21 protein-coding genes are annotated in these 16,857 nt (G+C 67.7%); 18 read left to right on the forward strand and 3 right to left on the reverse strand.

Annotated features, from left to right (window positions below; genetic code table 11):
• Nucleotides 1-10 precede the first annotated feature (10 nt).
• From ACVOKU_RS05465 to ACVOKU_RS05480, 4 genes are all read left to right on the forward strand, one after another.
• A complete protein-coding gene (locus tag ACVOKU_RS05465; RefSeq protein ID WP_053519429.1) occupies nt 11-499 on the forward strand; it encodes a hypothetical protein in 489 nt (162 codons plus the stop codon).
• Nucleotides 500-518: 19 nt separating this feature from the next.
• A complete protein-coding gene (gene purN, locus ACVOKU_RS05470) occupies nt 519-1,178 on the forward strand; it encodes a phosphoribosylglycinamide formyltransferase (protein WP_481559344.1) in 660 nt (219 codons plus the stop codon).
• Between the two features lie 67 nt (nt 1,179-1,245).
• Nucleotides 1,246-2,058, forward strand: coding sequence for a DUF3108 domain-containing protein (locus ACVOKU_RS05475; protein WP_481559345.1), 813 nt, complete (start codon nt 1,246-1,248; stop codon nt 2,056-2,058).
• Nucleotides 2,059-2,060: 2 nt separating this feature from the next.
• Nucleotides 2,061-2,744, forward strand: coding sequence for a DUF3108 domain-containing protein (locus tag ACVOKU_RS05480; protein WP_053519426.1), 684 nt, complete (start codon nt 2,061-2,063; stop codon nt 2,742-2,744).
• Between the two features lie 86 nt (nt 2,745-2,830).
• Here ACVOKU_RS05480 and ACVOKU_RS05485 read toward each other — a convergent pair whose 3' ends face one another.
• The 3 genes from ACVOKU_RS05485 to ACVOKU_RS05495 are packed head-to-tail and all read right to left on the reverse strand — an operon-like array spanning nt 2,831 to nt 4,663.
• Nucleotides 2,831-3,142 carry a hypothetical protein gene (locus ACVOKU_RS05485; RefSeq protein ID WP_053519425.1) on the reverse strand — a complete coding sequence of 104 codons (312 nt, stop codon included), beginning with the start codon at nt 3,140-3,142 and terminating at the stop codon, nt 2,831-2,833.
• Nucleotides 3,139-4,410: a UDP-N-acetylglucosamine 1-carboxyvinyltransferase gene (gene murA / locus ACVOKU_RS05490; protein ID WP_481559346.1), complete on the reverse strand. Its 1,272-nt coding sequence runs from the start codon at nt 4,408-4,410 to the stop codon at nt 3,139-3,141. Before murA ends, ACVOKU_RS05485 begins: the two co-directional genes overlap by 4 nt.
• Before the next feature lie 22 nt (nt 4,411-4,432).
• Nucleotides 4,433-4,663 (reverse strand): BolA family protein, encoded by a 231-nt coding sequence (locus ACVOKU_RS05495; RefSeq protein WP_053519423.1) that lies wholly within the window; start codon nt 4,661-4,663, stop codon nt 4,433-4,435.
• 54 nt (nt 4,664-4,717) lie between these two features.
• Here ACVOKU_RS05495 and ACVOKU_RS05500 point away from each other — a divergent pair, with 54 nt between their 5' ends.
• From ACVOKU_RS05500 to mgtE, 14 genes are all read left to right on the forward strand, one after another.
• Entirely contained in the window at nt 4,718-5,719 is a 1,002-nt protein-coding gene (locus tag ACVOKU_RS05500; protein ID WP_481559347.1) for a KpsF/GutQ family sugar-phosphate isomerase, read from the forward strand.
• A gap of 66 nt (nt 5,720-5,785) precedes the next feature.
• Complete coding sequence (locus ACVOKU_RS05505) at nt 5,786-6,334, forward strand: KdsC family phosphatase (RefSeq protein ID WP_053519421.1); 549 nt, start codon at nt 5,786-5,788, stop codon at nt 6,332-6,334.
• On the forward strand, nt 6,331-6,906 hold the full coding sequence (gene lptC / locus ACVOKU_RS05510; RefSeq protein WP_053519420.1) for an LPS export ABC transporter periplasmic protein LptC: 576 nt from the start codon (nt 6,331-6,333) through the stop codon (nt 6,904-6,906). The genes ACVOKU_RS05505 and lptC overlap by 4 nt, the downstream gene beginning before the upstream one ends.
• Nucleotides 6,907-7,011: 105 nt before the next feature.
• A complete protein-coding gene (gene lptA / locus ACVOKU_RS05515; protein ID WP_481559348.1) occupies nt 7,012-7,545 on the forward strand; it encodes a lipopolysaccharide transport periplasmic protein LptA in 534 nt (177 codons plus the stop codon).
• Complete coding sequence (gene lptB, locus ACVOKU_RS05520) at nt 7,545-8,264, forward strand: LPS export ABC transporter ATP-binding protein (RefSeq protein WP_053519418.1); 720 nt, start codon at nt 7,545-7,547, stop codon at nt 8,262-8,264. Before lptA ends, lptB begins: the two co-directional genes overlap by 1 nt.
• Nucleotides 8,265-8,304: 40 nt before the next feature.
• Nucleotides 8,305-9,729, forward strand: a complete 1,425-nt coding sequence (locus ACVOKU_RS05525) for an RNA polymerase factor sigma-54 (RefSeq protein WP_481559349.1) — start codon at nt 8,305-8,307, stop codon at nt 9,727-9,729.
• Nucleotides 9,730-9,787: 58 nt separating this feature from the next.
• Complete coding sequence (gene hpf / locus ACVOKU_RS05530; protein WP_005415556.1) at nt 9,788-10,105, forward strand: ribosome hibernation-promoting factor, HPF/YfiA family; 318 nt, start codon at nt 9,788-9,790, stop codon at nt 10,103-10,105.
• A gap of 21 nt (nt 10,106-10,126) precedes the next feature.
• Complete coding sequence (locus ACVOKU_RS05535; protein ID WP_053519416.1) at nt 10,127-10,579, forward strand: PTS sugar transporter subunit IIA; 453 nt, start codon at nt 10,127-10,129, stop codon at nt 10,577-10,579.
• Nucleotides 10,576-11,526 (forward strand): HPr(Ser) kinase/phosphatase, encoded by a 951-nt coding sequence (gene hprK, locus ACVOKU_RS05540; protein ID WP_053519415.1) that lies wholly within the window; start codon nt 10,576-10,578, stop codon nt 11,524-11,526. The genes ACVOKU_RS05535 and hprK overlap by 4 nt, the downstream gene beginning before the upstream one ends.
• Before the next feature lie 27 nt (nt 11,527-11,553).
• Complete coding sequence (gene rapZ, locus ACVOKU_RS05545) at nt 11,554-12,438, forward strand: RNase adapter RapZ (protein WP_053519414.1); 885 nt, start codon at nt 11,554-11,556, stop codon at nt 12,436-12,438.
• A 136-nt stretch (nt 12,439-12,574) separates the two neighbouring features.
• Nucleotides 12,575-12,967, forward strand: a complete 393-nt coding sequence (locus ACVOKU_RS05550; RefSeq protein ID WP_053519413.1) for a PTS sugar transporter subunit IIA — start codon at nt 12,575-12,577, stop codon at nt 12,965-12,967.
• Nucleotides 12,960-13,229, forward strand: coding sequence for an HPr family phosphocarrier protein (locus tag ACVOKU_RS05555; protein WP_053519412.1), 270 nt, complete (start codon nt 12,960-12,962; stop codon nt 13,227-13,229). The genes ACVOKU_RS05550 and ACVOKU_RS05555 overlap by 8 nt, the downstream gene beginning before the upstream one ends.
• A 2-nt stretch (nt 13,230-13,231) precedes the next feature.
• Nucleotides 13,232-15,001, forward strand: a complete 1,770-nt coding sequence (gene ptsP, locus ACVOKU_RS05560) for a phosphoenolpyruvate--protein phosphotransferase (RefSeq protein WP_481559350.1) — start codon at nt 13,232-13,234, stop codon at nt 14,999-15,001.
• Nucleotides 15,002-15,461: 460 nt separating this feature from the next.
• Nucleotides 15,462-16,823, forward strand: a complete 1,362-nt coding sequence (gene mgtE, locus ACVOKU_RS05565; protein ID WP_053519410.1) for a magnesium transporter — start codon at nt 15,462-15,464, stop codon at nt 16,821-16,823.
• Nucleotides 16,824-16,857: the final 34 nt, after the last annotated feature.

Below are 16,857 nucleotides of genomic sequence, written 5' to 3' on the forward strand. Positions count from 1 at the left end.
AGGAGCCCGCATGGACGCAATGCCCCCATCCCCCTCGAACCCGGTGCCGCCGCCGCTGCTGACGGCACCCGTATTCGGCCCGCAGGACGCCAGCCATCTGCGGGCGCTGTCCATCGGACACTATGTGGTCGGTGCGCTCATCGCACTGTTCTCGCTGATCTTCATCATCCACATCGTGCTGGGCGTGAGCGCCCTGACCGGGGCATTGCCGCTGAGCTCGGAGGGGCAGCCCTCATCGCCCGCCGAGCAGCGGATGTTCGGCTGGATGTTCACCATCATCGGCAGCGTGATCGTGGTGGGCGGCGTCACCCTGGGGGCCTTCGTCGCCTACGCCGGGCGCTGCCTGGCGCAGCGCCGCCGTTACGTGCTGTGCCTGGTGGTGGCGGGCCTGTCCTGCCTGTTCACCCCGGTGGGCACGGTGCTGGGGGTGTTCACCCTGATCGCCCTGCTCCGCCCCCAGGTGAAAGCCGTGTTCGACACTCCGTCGGCAAGCGTTTGAACCGCCTGGGTTGCCGGTAATGAACGCACCCCGCCGCATCGCCGTGCTCGCCTCCGGGCGCGGCAGCAACCTGCAGGCCATCCTGGATGCCATCGCGTCGGGCCGCCTGCCGGCCGAGGTGGTGGGCGTGTTCTCCGACCGACCCGATGCCGCGGCCCTGCAGCGGGTCGATCCTTCCCGGCGCTGGGCGCATGCACCGAAGGAATTCAGCGATCGTGCCGCCTACGAGCTGGCCCTGGGAGATGCGGTTGCCGTCTCCGCTCCGGACTGGATCGTCTGCGCCGGCTACATGCGCATTCTCGGCGCTGGCTTCGTGCAGCGCTTCAACGGTCGCCTGGTCAACATCCACCCGTCGCTGCTGCCGCTGTACAAGGGCCTGCATACGCACGCCCGGGCGCTGGAAGCCGGCGATGCCGAGCATGGCGCAAGCGTGCATCTGGTGGTGCCGGAGCTGGACGCGGGTACGGTGCTGGCGCAGGCGCGCGTGCCGGTGCTGGCAGGCGACGATGCACAGACCCTTGCCGAGCGCGTGCTGGCGGTGGAACACCCGCTGCTGATCGCCAGCCTGCAGCTGCTGTGCGATGGCCGGCTGGCTGAACGGGAAGGACAGGCGATCTTCGACGGTCACCCCCTGTTTAGGCCGCTGGCCCTAGATTCCGCCGGAAACCTGAACCGATAACGTTCTGCACACGCCCCGCTGACTGCGGGGCTGGCATCCTGCCCCACTCCTGCGGCCCCTGTCCCCCATGAAGACCACGACGCTGCTGTGCACGCCCCTGCTGTTGTCGCTTGCCGTGTTGCCTGGCGTGGGCTGGGGCCAGGCACAGCCCTCTGCCGACCCGGCAGCTCCGTCGCAGGCCCCGGCCGCGCCGGCCGTGCCCATGCTGCCCGCGCTGGCCTGGGAACCGCCGCCGCTGCAGCCGTTCACCGCGACCTACCAGGCGTTCTACAAGGGCAAGGAGGCCGGCGATGCCACCATGCAGGTCACCCATACCGGCGGCAACCAGTGGCGGGTGGACATGCAGGTGGTGGGCCGCCGCGGCTTTGCCAGCGTGCTCGGCCTGAACATCGAGCAGAGCACCGTGTTCGAGGAGCGCGGCGGCGTCTATGCGCCGCTGAGCCAGAGCACGGTGCGCAAGGGCCTGTTCCTGGGCAAGAAGGCCGTCGGCACCTATAACTGGCAGGCCGGCACCGCGCAGTGGACCGGCGATGTGAAAAAGGATCGCGCGCAGCCCATTCCGCTGCAGCCCGGCGATCAGAGCGCCCTGCTGATCAACCTGGCGATCATGCGCGATGCCCGCCCGGGCGTGGCCATGCACTACCGCTACGTCGACATGGGCAAGGTGCGCCAGCACGACTACCAGGCCGCGCCGCAGACCGAGAACGTCGAGGTCGGCGACCTGTCCTACAACGCGCTGCGGGTATACCGCAGCAACGGCGGCAACAACGAAACCATTCTCTGGATCGCCAACGGTGTCCCCACCCCGGTGCGCATCCTGCAACGCGAAGATGGCGAAGACCGCGTCGATCTCCGCCTGATCGAATACCAAGGAGTCTGAGCATGAACACCCTGTCCCGCCCCCTGACGTGGATCGCCGCTGCCACCCTGTCGATGGCCAGCCTGCCGGCGATGGCCCTGGAGCCGTTCAAGGCCGACTATCTGGCCAGCTACATGGGCATGCAGGCCAACGGCACCATGACGCTGGCCAGTGAAGGCAGCAACAAGTGGCGCTACAGCCTGCAGGTGAAGAACCAGCTGGCCGACCTGAGCCAGAGCACCGTGTTCGAGGAAGTGCGCGGCCAGCTGCGTCCGCTCAGCAGCCAGGACCGCTCGGCGCTGCTGGTGAAGAAGCGCAACGTGCAGGCCAACTACAACTGGACCAGCAACCAGGCCACCTGGACCGGCGACATCAAGCCGGACCGCGCCGGACCGATCGCCCTGAAGGCCGGCGACATGGATGCGCTGCTGATCAATCTGGCCATCGCCCGCGACCTGGCAGCCGGCAAGCCGTTGACCTACCGCATGGTCGACGAGGGCCGGATCAAGAACATGACCTACCGCGTGATCGGCAAGGAATCGATCACCGTGGGCGGCAAGAGCTACGAGGCGACCAAGGTGTCGCGTGCCGACGGCAACAAGGAGCTGATCGCCTGGATCGTGCCGGAGTTTCCGGTGCCGGCGCGCATGCTGCAGCGGGAAAGCGGCCGCGACGCGCTGGACCTGACCATCCGATCGATGAACTGAGTGCCGGGGGTCGGATCCCATCCCCTCGGGGATGGGCTCTGACCCCGGCCCCGCACAAGGAAAACGCCCGCTTGCGCGGGCGTTTTTCATTTCTTCTCTTCGGCCGGTTTGAACTCGGTGCGGCAGTCCACCCGGATCTGCTCGCCGCTTCCGCGCCAGACGAACGTGCGGCAATGGCGGTTGCCTTCCTGGCTGTCGTTCACCGACACGGCATAGAACGACTGGATGATCTCGTCACGCGACACCGTGCCGTCACCGTTCCAGTCCATGTCCTTCTGCTCGATGCCGCGGGTGATGGCGATATCGGCGTACCAGGCATACCCCAGCCACGCCAGCACGATCAGCACCAGCGCCAGCAGCGCCTTGCGACGCGGGCTGAATTTTCCGCGAAGGATCATGACACGCGCCGGATGGTGGCACCGAGCGAAGACAGCTTCTCTTCGATGTTCTCGTAGCCGCGATCAAGGTGGTAGATGCGATCGATGGTGGTATCGCCGCTGGCCATCAGGCCGGCCAGGATCAGCGATGCCGATGCACGCAGGTCGGTGGCCATGACCGGCGCGCCGCTCAGGTGCTCGCTGCCACGCACGATCGCGGTATGGCCTTCGACCTGGATGTCCGCGCCCAGGCGCAGCAGCTCGTTGACGTGCATGAAACGGTTCTCGAAGATCGTTTCGTTGATCACGCCGACGCCGTCGGCCACGCAGTTGAGCGCCATGAACTGCGCCTGCATGTCGGTCGGGAATGCCGGATACGGCGCGGTGGTCAGATTGACCGCCTTCGGCCGCTTGCCCTGCATGTCCAGGGTGATGCTGTCCTCGGTGGTCTCGATCCGGGCACCCGCCTCGACCAGCTTGGACAGCACCGCGTCCATGGTGTTCGGACGTGCACGGTTGACCGTGACCTTGCCGCCGGTCATCGCGGCGGCCACCAGGAAGGTGCCGGTCTCGATGCGGTCGGGCAGCACTTCATGACGGCCACCGGAGAGGCGCTCCACGCCTTCGATCACCAGGCGGGCGGTGCCGAGGCCTTCGATCTTCGCGCCCAGAGCGATCAGGCAGTGGGCCAGATCGGTCACTTCCGGCTCCATCGCGCAGTTGTCGAGGATGGTGGTGCCTTCGGCCAGCACCGCGCCCATCAGCACGTTCTCGGTACCGGTCACGCTCACCATGTCGAAGGTGAAGTGGCCACCCTTCAAGCGCTTGGCCGAAGCCTTGATGAATCCGTTCTCGACCACGATGTCGGCACCAAGCGCCTGCAGGCCCTTGATGTGCTGGTCGACCGGACGCGAGCCGATGGCACAGCCACCGGGCAGCGACACTTCGGCCGCACCGAAACGGGCCAGCAGCGGACCCAGCACCAGGATCGACGCACGCATGGTCTTGACCAGTTCGTACGGCGCCACGTGCTGGTTCACCGCACGCGGGTCGACCACGATCGCGCTGCCGCGCGACAGCGTGCCCTGGTCGATGGTGACCTTGGCGCCCAGTTCGCCCAGCAGCTTCACCGTGGTGACCACATCGTGCAGGTGGGGCACGTTGGTGATCTCCACCGGCTCATCGGCCAGCAGGGTCGCGCAGAGGATGGGGAGGACGGCGTTCTTGGCGCCGGAGATGCTCACTTCACCGTGCAGCGCAGCGCCGCCGGTCACAACGATCTTGGCCATGGGGTTCGGGATCTTCTGCGGTTCAGCCGGCTTCGGCCGGGGTCACGGTTTTCAGCGCCAGCGCGTGGATCGCGCCGCCCATCAGGTCGCCCAGCGTGGCATAGACCATGCGGTGGCGTGCCAGCGGCATCTTGCCGGCAAAGGCGTCGCAGACCACGGTCGCTTCGAAATGCACGCCATCGTCGCCCCGCACATCGGCGCGGGCGCCAGGCAGGCCGGTTTCGATCAGGTTGCGGATGGTGTCGGCGTCCAACGGGCTTTCCTAATAAAATGAACCCTCATTCTACTTCCGCTGCGTGGCGTCCGCATGGCCGAGTCCCTCCCGCCCCCCCGTTCCGTCGAGCCGGCCGCCCTGGTGGCCAGCGGCCGCCGCGTGTTCGAGATCGAGCAGCAGGCACTGCAGGCGGTCGCCGAGCGCCTGGGCGAGCCGTTCCAGAGGGCCTGCCAGGTGATCCTGGGCAGCCGCGGGCGGGTGGTCGCCACCGGCATGGGCAAGTCAGGCCATGTGGCGCGCAAGATCGCCGCAACCCTGGCGTCCACCGGTACCCCGGCGTTCTACGTGCACCCGGGCGAGGCCGGCCATGGCGACCTGGGCATGATCACCGAAGCCGACGTGGTGCTGGCCCTGTCCTATTCGGGCGAATCGGACGAAGTGCTGATGCTGCTGCCGGTGCTCAAGCGCCAGGGCAACGTGTTGATCTCCATGACCGGCCGCCCGCAGTCCAGCCTGGCGACCGCCGCCGACGTCCACCTGGACGTCAGCGTGCCGGCCGAGGCCTGCCCGCTGGCGCTGGCTCCGACCTCGAGCACCACCGCCTCGCTGGCGATGGGCGACGCGCTGGCGGTGGCCCTGCTGGACGCGCGCGGCTTCACCGCTGACGATTTCGCCCGCTCGCACCCGGCCGGCAGCCTCGGCCGCCGCCTGCTGCTGCATATCACCGACGTCATGCATACCGGTGCCGATCTGCCCAAGGTCGATGCCGGCGCCAGCCTCAGCGAGGCCCTGGTGGAGATGAGCCGCAAGCGCCTGGGCATGACCGCCGTGGTCGATGCCGAGGGCGTGCTGATCGGCCTGTTCACCGACGGTGACCTGCGCCGGGCGCTGGACAGTGCGCTGGACGTGCGCACGGCAAAGATCGCCGACGTGATGACGCGCAACCCCCGCACCATCGGAGCCGACCAGCTGGCGGTGGAGGCCGCCCGCCAGATGGAAACCCAGCAGATCAACGGGCTGATCGTGGTCGATGACCAGGGCCGCGCCGTCGGCGCCCTGAACATTCATGACCTGTTGCGGGCCCGGGTGGTTTAACCGACAGTCCGTAGACCCCATTCAGTCTGTAACCCCACACCTGCCCTGATCGAGTCCAACGTCCTGATGCCCTGGTCCCCCCTGCCCGCCTTCCCTGCCCACCTGCATGCCGCTGCGGCGCGGATCCGCATGGCCTGCTTCGACGTGGACGGCACCCTCACTGACGGTCGGCTGTACTACGACCAGGACGGCAACGAGAGCAAGGCGTATTTCGTGCAGGATGGCCTGGGCCTGAAACTGCTGCAGCAGCACGGCATCCACCCCGTGCTGATCACCGCGCGCAACAGCCAGTCCGCGCTCAGGCGCGGTGCCGATCTCGGCATTGATACCCACATCGCCGTGGGCGACAAGCTGGCCAGCGTGCAGGCCCTGTGTGCCCAGCGCGGCATCGGTCTGGAACAGGTCGCCTTCCTCGGCGATGACCTGCCCGATCTGGCGCCCCTGGGTGCGGTCGGCCTGGCCGTGGCGCCGGCCAATGCCCATCCGTGGATCGCCGAACGCGTGCACTGGCAGACCCGTTCCGAAGGCGGGCGCGGCGCGGCGCGTGAGCTGTGCGACGTACTGCTGGCCGCGCAGGGTCATGTCGCGTCGGTCCTGGCGAGGTACGGCGCATGAACGCACCGACCGTGAACTGGCGCACCGTGCTCGGCATCGGCCTGCTGCTGGCGGCCCTGCTCAGCAGTTGGGCCGCGCTGCGCAACCGCGACAAGGGCCCGGCCCAGAGCGGCCAGGAAGTCGGCGTGGATTACATCCTGCACGACTTCCAGATCGTCGCCCTGGACGAGCAGGGCAAGGAATCGACCACCCTGCGCGCGCCGCGGCTGGAGCGGCAGCGCGGTGACCAGACCATCAACATCGCCACGCCGCTGTTCGAGATGCCCGACAAGGACGGCAGGCACTGGACCCTGCGCGCGGAGACCGGCTGGCTGAGTGCCAAGGGTGACGAACTGAAGCTGCGCGGCAAGGTGGCGGGCGACAGTCCGGCTGCCCCGGGCGTCGTGCCGACCACCTTCCGCACCGACCACCTGGACGTGTTCCCGAAGGAGAGCCGGGCCCGGACCGACGCCCTGGTGACCATGACCCGCCCGGGCATGGAGCAGTCCGGCGTCGGGTTCGAGGTGGATTCGAAGAACAACACGTATCATTTCCTCAGCCAGTCCAAGGGTCGCTACACGCCCAGACGCTGATTCCGCCGCCCGGCCCGCGACGTCCCTGGACAGGCGCGGCGCCGGCAGCCCCCACCCGCCGCTGCCCTCCTGACCGGGCAGCCACCACCGGCAGAACGGACCCCGATGAAGATCCCCTTTGCAGCCATGCTCGCACTCAGTCTTCTTGTCCCCGCCCTCGCGCAGGCGAAGTCGACCGACCGCAACGAGCCCATGAACATCGATGCCGGTGCACAGAACGGCATGCTCACCGGCGACGGCAAGACCGTATTTTCGCAGGGCGTGATCATCACCCAGGGCACGCTGGACCTGCGCTCGTCCGAAGCGGAGATCTATCTCAAGGACGGCGACCCGGTGCGCGTGGTGTTCACCGGCAAGCAGGCGAAGTTGAAGCAGCAGCTCGATGACGGCACCTGGATGGATGCGCTCGCCGACCGCATCGACTACGACATCAAGACCGAGATCATCACCCTCACCGGCAACTACAAGGTCACCAGCGCACGCGGTACCAACGCCGGCCAGCGCATGGTCTACAACACCCGTACCGGCGAGATGAACTCCGGCGGCGACGGCAGCCGCGTGCGCACCGTGATCCCGCCCAAGAACAAGACGCCTGCCGCCACCACCACGCCGGCGCAGCCGGCCGGGAGCCGCAAGTAATGCTCGTCGCCAAGGGCCTGCGCAAGCGCTACAAGCAACGTGAGGTCGTCAAGGACTTCGGGCTCACCCTCGAAGCGGGCGAAGTGGTCGGCCTGCTCGGCCCCAACGGTGCCGGCAAGACCACCTGCTTCTACATGATCGTCGGCCTGGTCGCCGCCGATGCCGGCAGCATCGTGCTCGATGGCAAGGACATCACCGGCGATCCGATGTACACCCGTGCCAAACAAGGCGTGGGCTACCTGCCGCAGGAGCCCTCGGTGTTCCGCAAGCTGACCGTGGCCGACAACATCCGCCTGGTGCTGGAACTGCGCGAGGATCTGGATTCGGCTGGCCGCGAGCGCGAGTTGAACAGCCTGCTGGACGAACTGCAGCTGGGGCATGTGTCCGAACAGCTTGGCGCCAGCCTGTCCGGCGGCGAGCGCCGCCGCTGCGAGATCGCCCGCGCGCTGGCGGCGCAGCCCCGGCTGATCCTGCTCGACGAACCGTTTGCCGGTGTCGATCCGATCTCGGTCGGCGAGATCCAGCGCATCGTCACCCACCTCAAGCAGCGTGGCATCGGTGTGCTGATCACCGACCACAACGTGCGCGAGACCTTGGGAATCTGCGACCGCGCGTATATCCTCGCCGAGGGCACCGTACTGGCCCAGGGTTCGCCGGAATCGATCCTGGACAATGCCGACGTACGTCGCGTCTACCTTGGGGACTCGTTCAAGCTGTGACCGCAGCTGCCGGGTTCCATTCCCCCTCTTCGGCACAGGCATGAAGACTCGGCTGCAGACATCGTTGGGACAGCAGCTGGTGCTCACGCCCCAGCTGCAGCAGGCGATCAAGCTGCTGCAGATGTCCAGCACCGAGCTGGAACTGGAGATCGCCCAGGCGGTGGAGAGCAATCCGCTGCTGGACTGGGCCGAAGGCAACGAGAGCGATGCCGCTGCCGGCGACGATGGCAACGGCGATGACGCCCCGCCCGAACGTGCCGACGCCGGCCAGGAGGACGACTGGGCATCGGCCGAACCGGACTGGAGCACCGCCGGCAGTGGCGGCAGCTTCGACGACGATGACGACAGCGGCAGCGCCGCCGAACGCGTGGCCGAAACCGAGACCCTGGCCGACCACCTGCTGTGGCAGCTGCACCTGTCGCACCTGTCCGCACGCGACCGCAGCATCGGGGCTGCCCTGATCGACGCCCTGGACGACGATGGCTACCTGCGCGAACCGCTGTCCACCATCGCCGAGACCCTGCTGCCGGCGATCCATGCCGGCGAGGACGAGATCCTCACCGTACTGCACCAGATCCAGCGCTTCGATCCGGTCGGAGTAGCGGCACGCAGTCTGGGCGAATGCCTGCAGCTGCAACTGGACGTACTGGCGGCCGACACACCGGGCCTCGGCCTGGCACGACAGGTCGCTGCCGGGCCGCTGGAGCGGCTGCCGCGCAGCGGCGTGGCCGGGCTGGCGCATGAACTCCGGCAGCCCCTGGCCGACGTCGAGACCGCCGTGGCCCTGCTGCGGTCACTGGACCCGCGCCCGGGCACCCAGATCGCGCCGCTGTCGCAGGACACCTACGTGGTGCCGGACGTAGTCGTCTGGCGGCAGAACGGCGTGTGGCGCGCCGCGCTGGCCGGTCACGCCGGGCCGAAGGTAGTCATCCACCGCGGTTACGAACAGATGATCCGCCGCTGCGGTGAGGCCGACGCCGGCTACCTGCGCGCCCAGCTGCAGGAGGCGCGCTGGCTGCTGAAAGGCCTGCAGCAGCGTGGCGAGACCCTGCTGCGGGTGGTGCGCTGCCTGATCCTGCAGCAGTCCGGTTTCCTGGAGTTCGGCGAACAGGCACTGCGCCCGCTCACCCTGCGTGAGATCGCCGCCGAACTGGGCCTGCACGAATCCACCATTTCGCGGGCGATCGCCCGCAAGCATGTCCGGACCCCACGCGGCACCCTGCCGCTGCGCGCCTTCTTCGCATCGGGCATCGATACCGAAGGCGGCGGTGAGGCATCCAGCACCGCCATCCAGGCGATGATCCGGCGCCTGATCGATGACGAAAACCCACGCAAGCCCCTTTCTGACGCCAAGCTGGCTGACCTGCTCAAATCGTCGGGAATTCCAGTGGCGCGACGCACCGTGGCGAAGTATCGTGAAGCCATGAACATCTCCGCCTCGCACGAAAGGGTCAGAATCGCTTGACGCACCGCCGCGCCCGGCGGAGAGGTTCATTGGCACATCCGAACACAGGAGAAACCCGATGCGCATCGAAACGTTTGGCAAAGACGTCGAAGTCACCCCGGCCCTGCAGTCCTATGTAGAGGAGAAGCTGGCCCGGATCGGAAAGCACTTCGACCAGCACTGCGAAGCGCGGGTGACCCTCAAGCTGCAGAAGACCGAACACCACGTCGACGCCAGCCTCAACATTCCCGGCCAGACCCTGCACGCCGAGGCCGGCGGCCAGACCATGTATGCCGCGATCGACCTGCTGGCGGACAAGCTTGACCGCCTGGTGATCAAGCACAAGGAGAAAAAACAGCAGCACGCACCGCTGCCGGTGGGTGACAATGGCGGCTGATCGCCACCGTTCCCCGCAGACATGCCCCTGACTGACCTCCTGGCGGCCGTGCAGACCCAGCTCTGCACGGCCACCGACCGCGACAGCGTCCTCAAGGCCGCGGCCGGGTTGCTGGCCTGCCGCCAGGCCAATGCCGAACAGATCTATCTGAACCTGTGCCAGCGTGAGGCGCTGGGCAGCACCGCGATCGGTTGCGGCATCGCCATCCCGCATGGCCGCGCGCCGACCCTGGACCGCCCACGCGGCGCCCTGCTGCGACTGGAGACCCCCGTCGACTTCGGGGGCGACGAGCCGGTCGACCTGGTGTTCGCGATGGCCGTTCCGGCCCACTACACCCATCAGCACCTGATGCTGCTGTCCGAACTGGCCGAACTGTTCTCCGCCCCCGCCATCCGTGAGGCGCTGCGCGCCGCCGGCGACGCGCGGGCACTGCGTCAGGCCCTGGATCTCACGCCCCCGGCGAGTGCCGCATGAATACCAGCATCACCGCACGCGAACTGTTCGAACAGCAGCGCGAACGCCTGGGCCTGCGCTGGGTGGCGGGAAAATCCGGCGAGAAGCGCGAGCTCGAGGCCGGCAACACCGTCTCCCGCCGGCCCTCGCTGGCGGGCTACCTCAATGCGATCTACCCCAACAAGGTGCAGATCCTGGGCACCGAGGAACTGTCCTGGCTGGACGCGCTGGAACCGCGCCAGCGCTGGGAGACGATCGAAAAGCTCATGCAGTCGCACCCGCTGGCGCTGGTGATCACCCGCAACCAGCCCTGTCCGGAAGACCTGCGCGCGGCCGCCGATGAGTCGGGCACGCCGCTGTGGGTATCTCCCAAGCGCGGCCACGAACTGCTCAATCATCTTTCCTACCACCTGGCACGCACGCTGGCGCCGCGCGTGATCCTGCACGGCGTGTTCATGGAGATCTACTCCATCGGCGTGCTGATCACCGGCGAAGCCGGGTCGGGCAAGAGCGAGCTGGCGCTGGAACTGCTCAGCCGTGGCCACCGCCTGGTGGCCGATGATGCACCTGAATTCACCCAGATCGCGCCGGACGTGCTCGACGGCACCTGCCCGGAACTGCTGCAGGACCTGCTGGAAGTACGCGGCCTGGGCGTGCTGAACGTGCGCGAGATGTTCGGCGACACGGCTGTAAAGAAGAACAAGTACCTTCGGCTGATCGTCCACCTGACCAAGCCGATGACCGAGCCCACTCCACATGGCTACGAACGCCTGACCGGCGATTCCGGTACCCGCCATGTGCTGGACCTGGACGTGCCGCTGATCACGCTGCCGGTGATGCCCGGCCGCAACCTGGCCGTGCTGACCGAGGCGGCCACCCGCCTGCATATCCTGCGGACCAAGGGCATCGACCCGGCTGCGATGTTCATCGCGCGCCACAGCAACCTGCTGGAACGGCGAACACCCTGATTTCCCTGGCCTTCGAAGAGTCTGTCCATGAGCACCGCTGCCCCCACCGCCCCGACCCTGATCATCGTCAGCGGCCTGTCCGGCTCGGGTAAATCCGTCGCCCTGAAGACGTTCGAGGACCAGGACTACTACTGCTCGGACAACCTGCCGATCCAGCTGCTGCCGGACTTCGTGCGCAGCCTGCTGGCCCACCATGACGGCGCCGCTCCGCGCCGGCTGGCGGTCGGCATCGACGTGCGCGGCCAGGCCGACCTGAGCCAGCTGGCGAACTGGCGGCAACTGGCCACCGATGCTGGCGTGGAAACCAAGGTGCTGTTCTTTGAAGCCAGCGACGAGGCGGTGCTCAAGCGCTACGCCGACACCCGTCGCCGCCATCCACTCAGCCAGCTCGGTCTGTCGTTGCCGGAAGCGATCGCCCGCGAGCGCGAACTGATCGCACCGCTGCGCCAGGAGGCCGACGCGATCATCGACACCAGCGCGCTCAACGTGCACCAGCTGCGCCGCCGGATCATCACCGAGTTCACGCTGGACCACGCAACCCGCCTGTCGCTGCTGTTCGAATCGTTCGCCTACAAGCGTGGCGTGCCGGCCGAAGCGGATTTCGTCTTCGATGCGCGGGTGCTGCCCAATCCGCACTGGGATCCCGAGCTGCGTGCGCTCAGTGGCCGCGAGCCGGGCGTGCGCGACTACCTGGAAGCCCAGCCGGACGTGCAGTGCTACCTCGCACAGCTGATGGGGTTTCTCGACACCTGGCTGCCGAAGCTGGGCGACGGCACACGCAGCTACGTGACCGTGGCCTTCGGCTGCACCGGCGGCAAGCACCGCTCGGTCTATCTGGCCGAACGGATGGCCCGGCATGCCCGCGAAATGGGCTGGGAAGACGTGGCCACCTATCACCGCGAGCAGGATTGAGAGGCCCGTCAGGGGTGCGCCCGACCGCCCCGCGGAGAGGCGGGATGGGCCAGCAGGCGGGTGACGCTGAATACGGGACACAGTGCCCCTCATCTGCGGCTATCGCCAATTCACCTTGACCTGTTAACGTGCAGTAATGACCTGTGGCATTCTCCTCGTAACACATCCCGGGGTCGGCGCCGCCCTGCTTGACGTGGCGACCCGGCTCCTGCGGCAGCTGCCGTTGAAGACCGAAGCTTTCGAAGTACCGTTCGACGCAGACCTGGATGCTCTGCTCCCCCTCGCCTCGGCCGCGCTGCGGCGGGTAGATGGTGGAGAAGGCGTGCTGATCCTGACCGACCTGTACGGCGCCAGCCCCGCCAACCTTGCCGGGCAGCTGGCCCGGCTGGGGACCCCGGTTCGCCGGGTGTCGGCGCTGAGCCTGCCGATGTTGCTGCGGGTGATGAATTATCCGGAACAGGGACTGGATCAACTGCCCGCCACCGCTGCGGCGGGTACCCGTAATGGAGCGATAGTCGACGATGCTTGAACGAGAACTCACCGTCAGCAACCGCCTGGGCCTGCATGCCCGGGCCACCGCCAAGCTGGTGCAGACCCTGGCACCGTTCCGGTGCAACGTGACCATGGCTGCCAAGGGCCGCGAGATCAACGCCAAGAGCATCATGGGCGTGATGCTGCTCGCTGCCGGCCAGGGCACCCCGGTCACCGTGCGCATCAGTGGCGAAGACGAAGCCGCCGCGATGGACGCGGTGGTCGACCTGTTCGAACGCCGCTTCGACGAGGACAGCTGATCGTGCCGCGCGCCCGCGCTGGCCAGATCCCTTCCGGCCAACGGCCGGTCCAGCTGCTGGCGGGTCATGGCGCTGCGCGGGGTTCGGCGATGGGACGTGCACGCGTGCGCCTGCCGCATGCGCTGGACGTTGCCGAACAGCGCGTGGCACCGCAGCAGATCGAAACCGAGCTGACGCGCCTGCATCACGCCGTGGATGCCGCGCGCGCGGAGATGCATGAGCTTCGGCAGCGCCTGCATGGCGCACTGAACCAGGAAGTAGGCGAATTCCTCGATCTGCACGCGCTGTTGCTGGACGACCCGGAGCTGCTGTTCGGCCTGGATGAGCTGATCCGCAGCGGCCCGTACAGCGCCGGATACGCCCTGCGCCTGCAGCGCGACCGCCTGGCCAAGGTCTTCGATGGCATGGACGATGCCTACCTGAAGAGCCGCATGGATGACCTGGATCATGTGATCGGCCGTATTCACGCCTTCCTGCAGCCGGAGCGCGCGCCGGTGATGAAGGGTCTGGCCGGCGAGATCCTGGTCTGCGACAACATCGCGCCGTCCGAGCTGGCACAGCTGCAGGCACAGGGCGTCGTGGGCATCGTCACCGCCGCCGGCAGCGCGCTGTCGCACAGCGCCATCCTCGCCCGCAGTCTGCACCTGCCCCTGATCGTCAACGTTCCGCAGCTGCTCAGCCGCGTTGCCGATGGCGACGTGCTGATCGTCGATGGCGCCGACGGCAGCATCACCGTCAACCCGCAGGCCGACAACCTGCGTGACTATCGCGCACGGCTGAAGGAACACGCCCGCGAGCAGCGGGAGCTCGGGCGCCTGCGCAGCAAACCCAGCCGTACCCGCGACCAGGTCGACATCGCCCTGCTGGCCAACGCCGAATCGCTGGAGGACGTAACCCAGGCCCACGCCCTCGGCGCGCAGGGACTGGGTCTGTACCGCACGGAATTCCTGTTCCTGCAGCGCAACGAGCTGCCGGACGAGGAGGAACAGTTCCGGACCTACCGCGACGCCGCGCTGGGCATGAGCGGGCGGCCGGTGACCATCCGCACCCTCGATCTGGGGGCGGACAAAGCGGATCGCACCGGCCTGACCTTGAGCAACGAAGAGAACCCGGCGCTTGGCCTGCGGGGCGTGCGCCTGTCGCTGGCACGGCCGAAAGTGGCCGACACCCAGCTGCGGGCGATTCTGCGCGCCTCGGCCTATGGCAAGCTGCGGGTGCTGGTGCCCATGATCAGCACGCGCGAAGAGCTGCTGGCCGTGCGCCGGCGCATGCTCAAGCTGTCCGAACAACTGCGCGCGGAAGGGCACATGGTGGCCGACCACGTGCCGCTGGGGGCGATGATCGAAGTACCCGCCGCTGCCCTTGCGCTGGAGAGCTTCATCGACCTGGTCGACTTCCTGTCGATCGGCACCAATGACCTGGTGCAGTACCTGCTCGCGGCCGACCGCAACAACGAGGCGCTGGGCGAACTCTACTCGCCGCTGCACCCGGCGGTACTACGCCTGCTGCAGATGGTGATCGAGACCGGCGCGCGCCATCGTGTGCCGGTGGCGGTGTGCGGCGAGATCGCGGGGGACGCACGCATGGCGCCGCTGCTGCTGGCACTGGGCCTGACCGAGTTCAGCCTGCATCCGGGCACGCTGCTGGAAGTCCGCCGCGCGATCCGCGAGGCCGACCTGGCATCCCTGCGCGCCCGCGCTCCGAAGCTGCTGGCCGCGCGCGACCGTCGCGGCATCGAGCGCTGGCTGGCGCTGGTGGCCGATACGCCCTGACCGCCGCGCTGCGCGCTCGCCGGGCATGGCCCGGCGCTACCATCGCGTGCATTCCGCTCGCCGGGCGTGGCCCGGCGCTGCCATCGCATGCATCCCGCTCGCCGGGCGTGGCCCGGCGCTACCATCGCGTGCATCCCGCTCGCCGGGCATGGCCCGGCGCTACCACCGCGTGCATTCCGCTCGCCGGGAATGGCCCGGCGCTACCACCGCGTGCATTCCGCTCGCCAGGCATGGCCCGGCTTTACCATCGCATGCATCCCGCTCGCCGGGCGTGGCCGGCGCACCACCGCGTGCACCTTCCCGGTAGCGCCGGGCCATGCCCGGCGGAATTCATGGACCCCGCTGGCCGCAGACACCGGGGTATGCGTTGAAACATCCCCTTGCGATAATGACGCGCTGAACACCCCTGTTGCCGCATCCTTGCCAGGATCACGGCTTTTCTTATCCCGCGGGAGCTGCGATGGCTGAAGCCGTACGCCACGACAAGACTGCGCGCCAACTGCGGATGCTGTCCGATGCACTGGACAGCGGCCGGCTGGGACCGGTGCGTCGCCTGGTCAATACCCTGGCCCCCGCCGAGATCGGCAACCTGCTCGAATCGCTGCCGCCGGGAAAGCGCGAAGTCGTATGGGGCCTGGTCGATCCGGAAGATGACGGCGAGGTGCTGGTCCACGTCGGCGACGACGTGCGCGAGAGCCTGCTCGCGGACATGGACCCGGACGAGATCATCGCCGCGGTCGAAGACCTGGACATCGACGACCTGGCCGATCTGGTCGAGGACCTGCCGGACACGGTCATCGACGAAGTCCTCAAGTCGATGGACCGCGAGAACCGCGAGCGCCTCGAGCAGGTCCTGTCCTACCCCGAGGACAGCGCGGGCCGCCTGATGAACCCGGACGTGGTGACCGTGCGCGCCGACGTCAACGTCGACGTCGTGCTGCGCTACCTGCGCCTACGCGGCGAACTGCCGGATCATACCGACCACCTGTTCGTGGTCAGCCGCCGCCATCAGTATCTTGGCCGTGTCTCGCTTGCAGCGCTGGTCACCCATGAAGACACCACGCCGATCAACCGGTTGATCGACGACGAACAGCCGGCGATCGATGTCGGCGAGAGCGACCAGGAGGTCGCCCGTCAGTTCTCCGACCATGACTGGATTTCCGCGCCGGTGGTGGACGACAACAACATCCTGGTCGGCCGCATCACCATCGATGACGTGGTCGACATCATCCGTGGCCAGGCCGAGCACCAGGCGCTGGGCGCCGCCGGCCTGGACGAGGACGAGGATCTGTTCAGCCCGGTGTGGCGCGCGATGCGCCGTCGCCTGATGTGGCTGTCGGTGAACCTGTGTACCGCCTTCCTCGCCTCCAGCGTGGTCGGTCACTTCGAAGGCACGATCGACAAGCTGGTGGCGCTGGCGGTGCTCATGCCCATCGTCGCCGGCCTCGGCGGCAACGCAGGCACGCAGGTGCTGGCGTTGATGGTGCGCGGCCTGGCGCTGGGCCAGGTGGGCGCATCCAATGCACGCACCCTGCTGTGGAAGGAAGTGCGGGTGGCCCTGCTCAACGGCCTGCTGCTGGGTTCGGTGCTGGGCCTGATCGTGCTGGCCTGGTTCCATTCGCCGGGGTTGTCGGCGGTGATCGCCATCGCGCTCACCTTCAACCTGCTGTTCGCCGCGCTGGCCGGTGTGCTGGTGCCGCTGACCCTGAAACGTTTCGGCTTCGATCCGGCCTTGGCCAGCGGTATTTTCCTGACCGCCGTGACCGATTCGATGGGCTTCTTCACCTTCCTCGGCCTGGCCACCCTGGTGCTGCTGCACTGACCGACCTGCGCCCTGCCCCCAGTCGGGGCGCGGG

The sequence above is a fragment of the Stenotrophomonas sp. STEN147 genome (genome assembly GCF_056757995.1).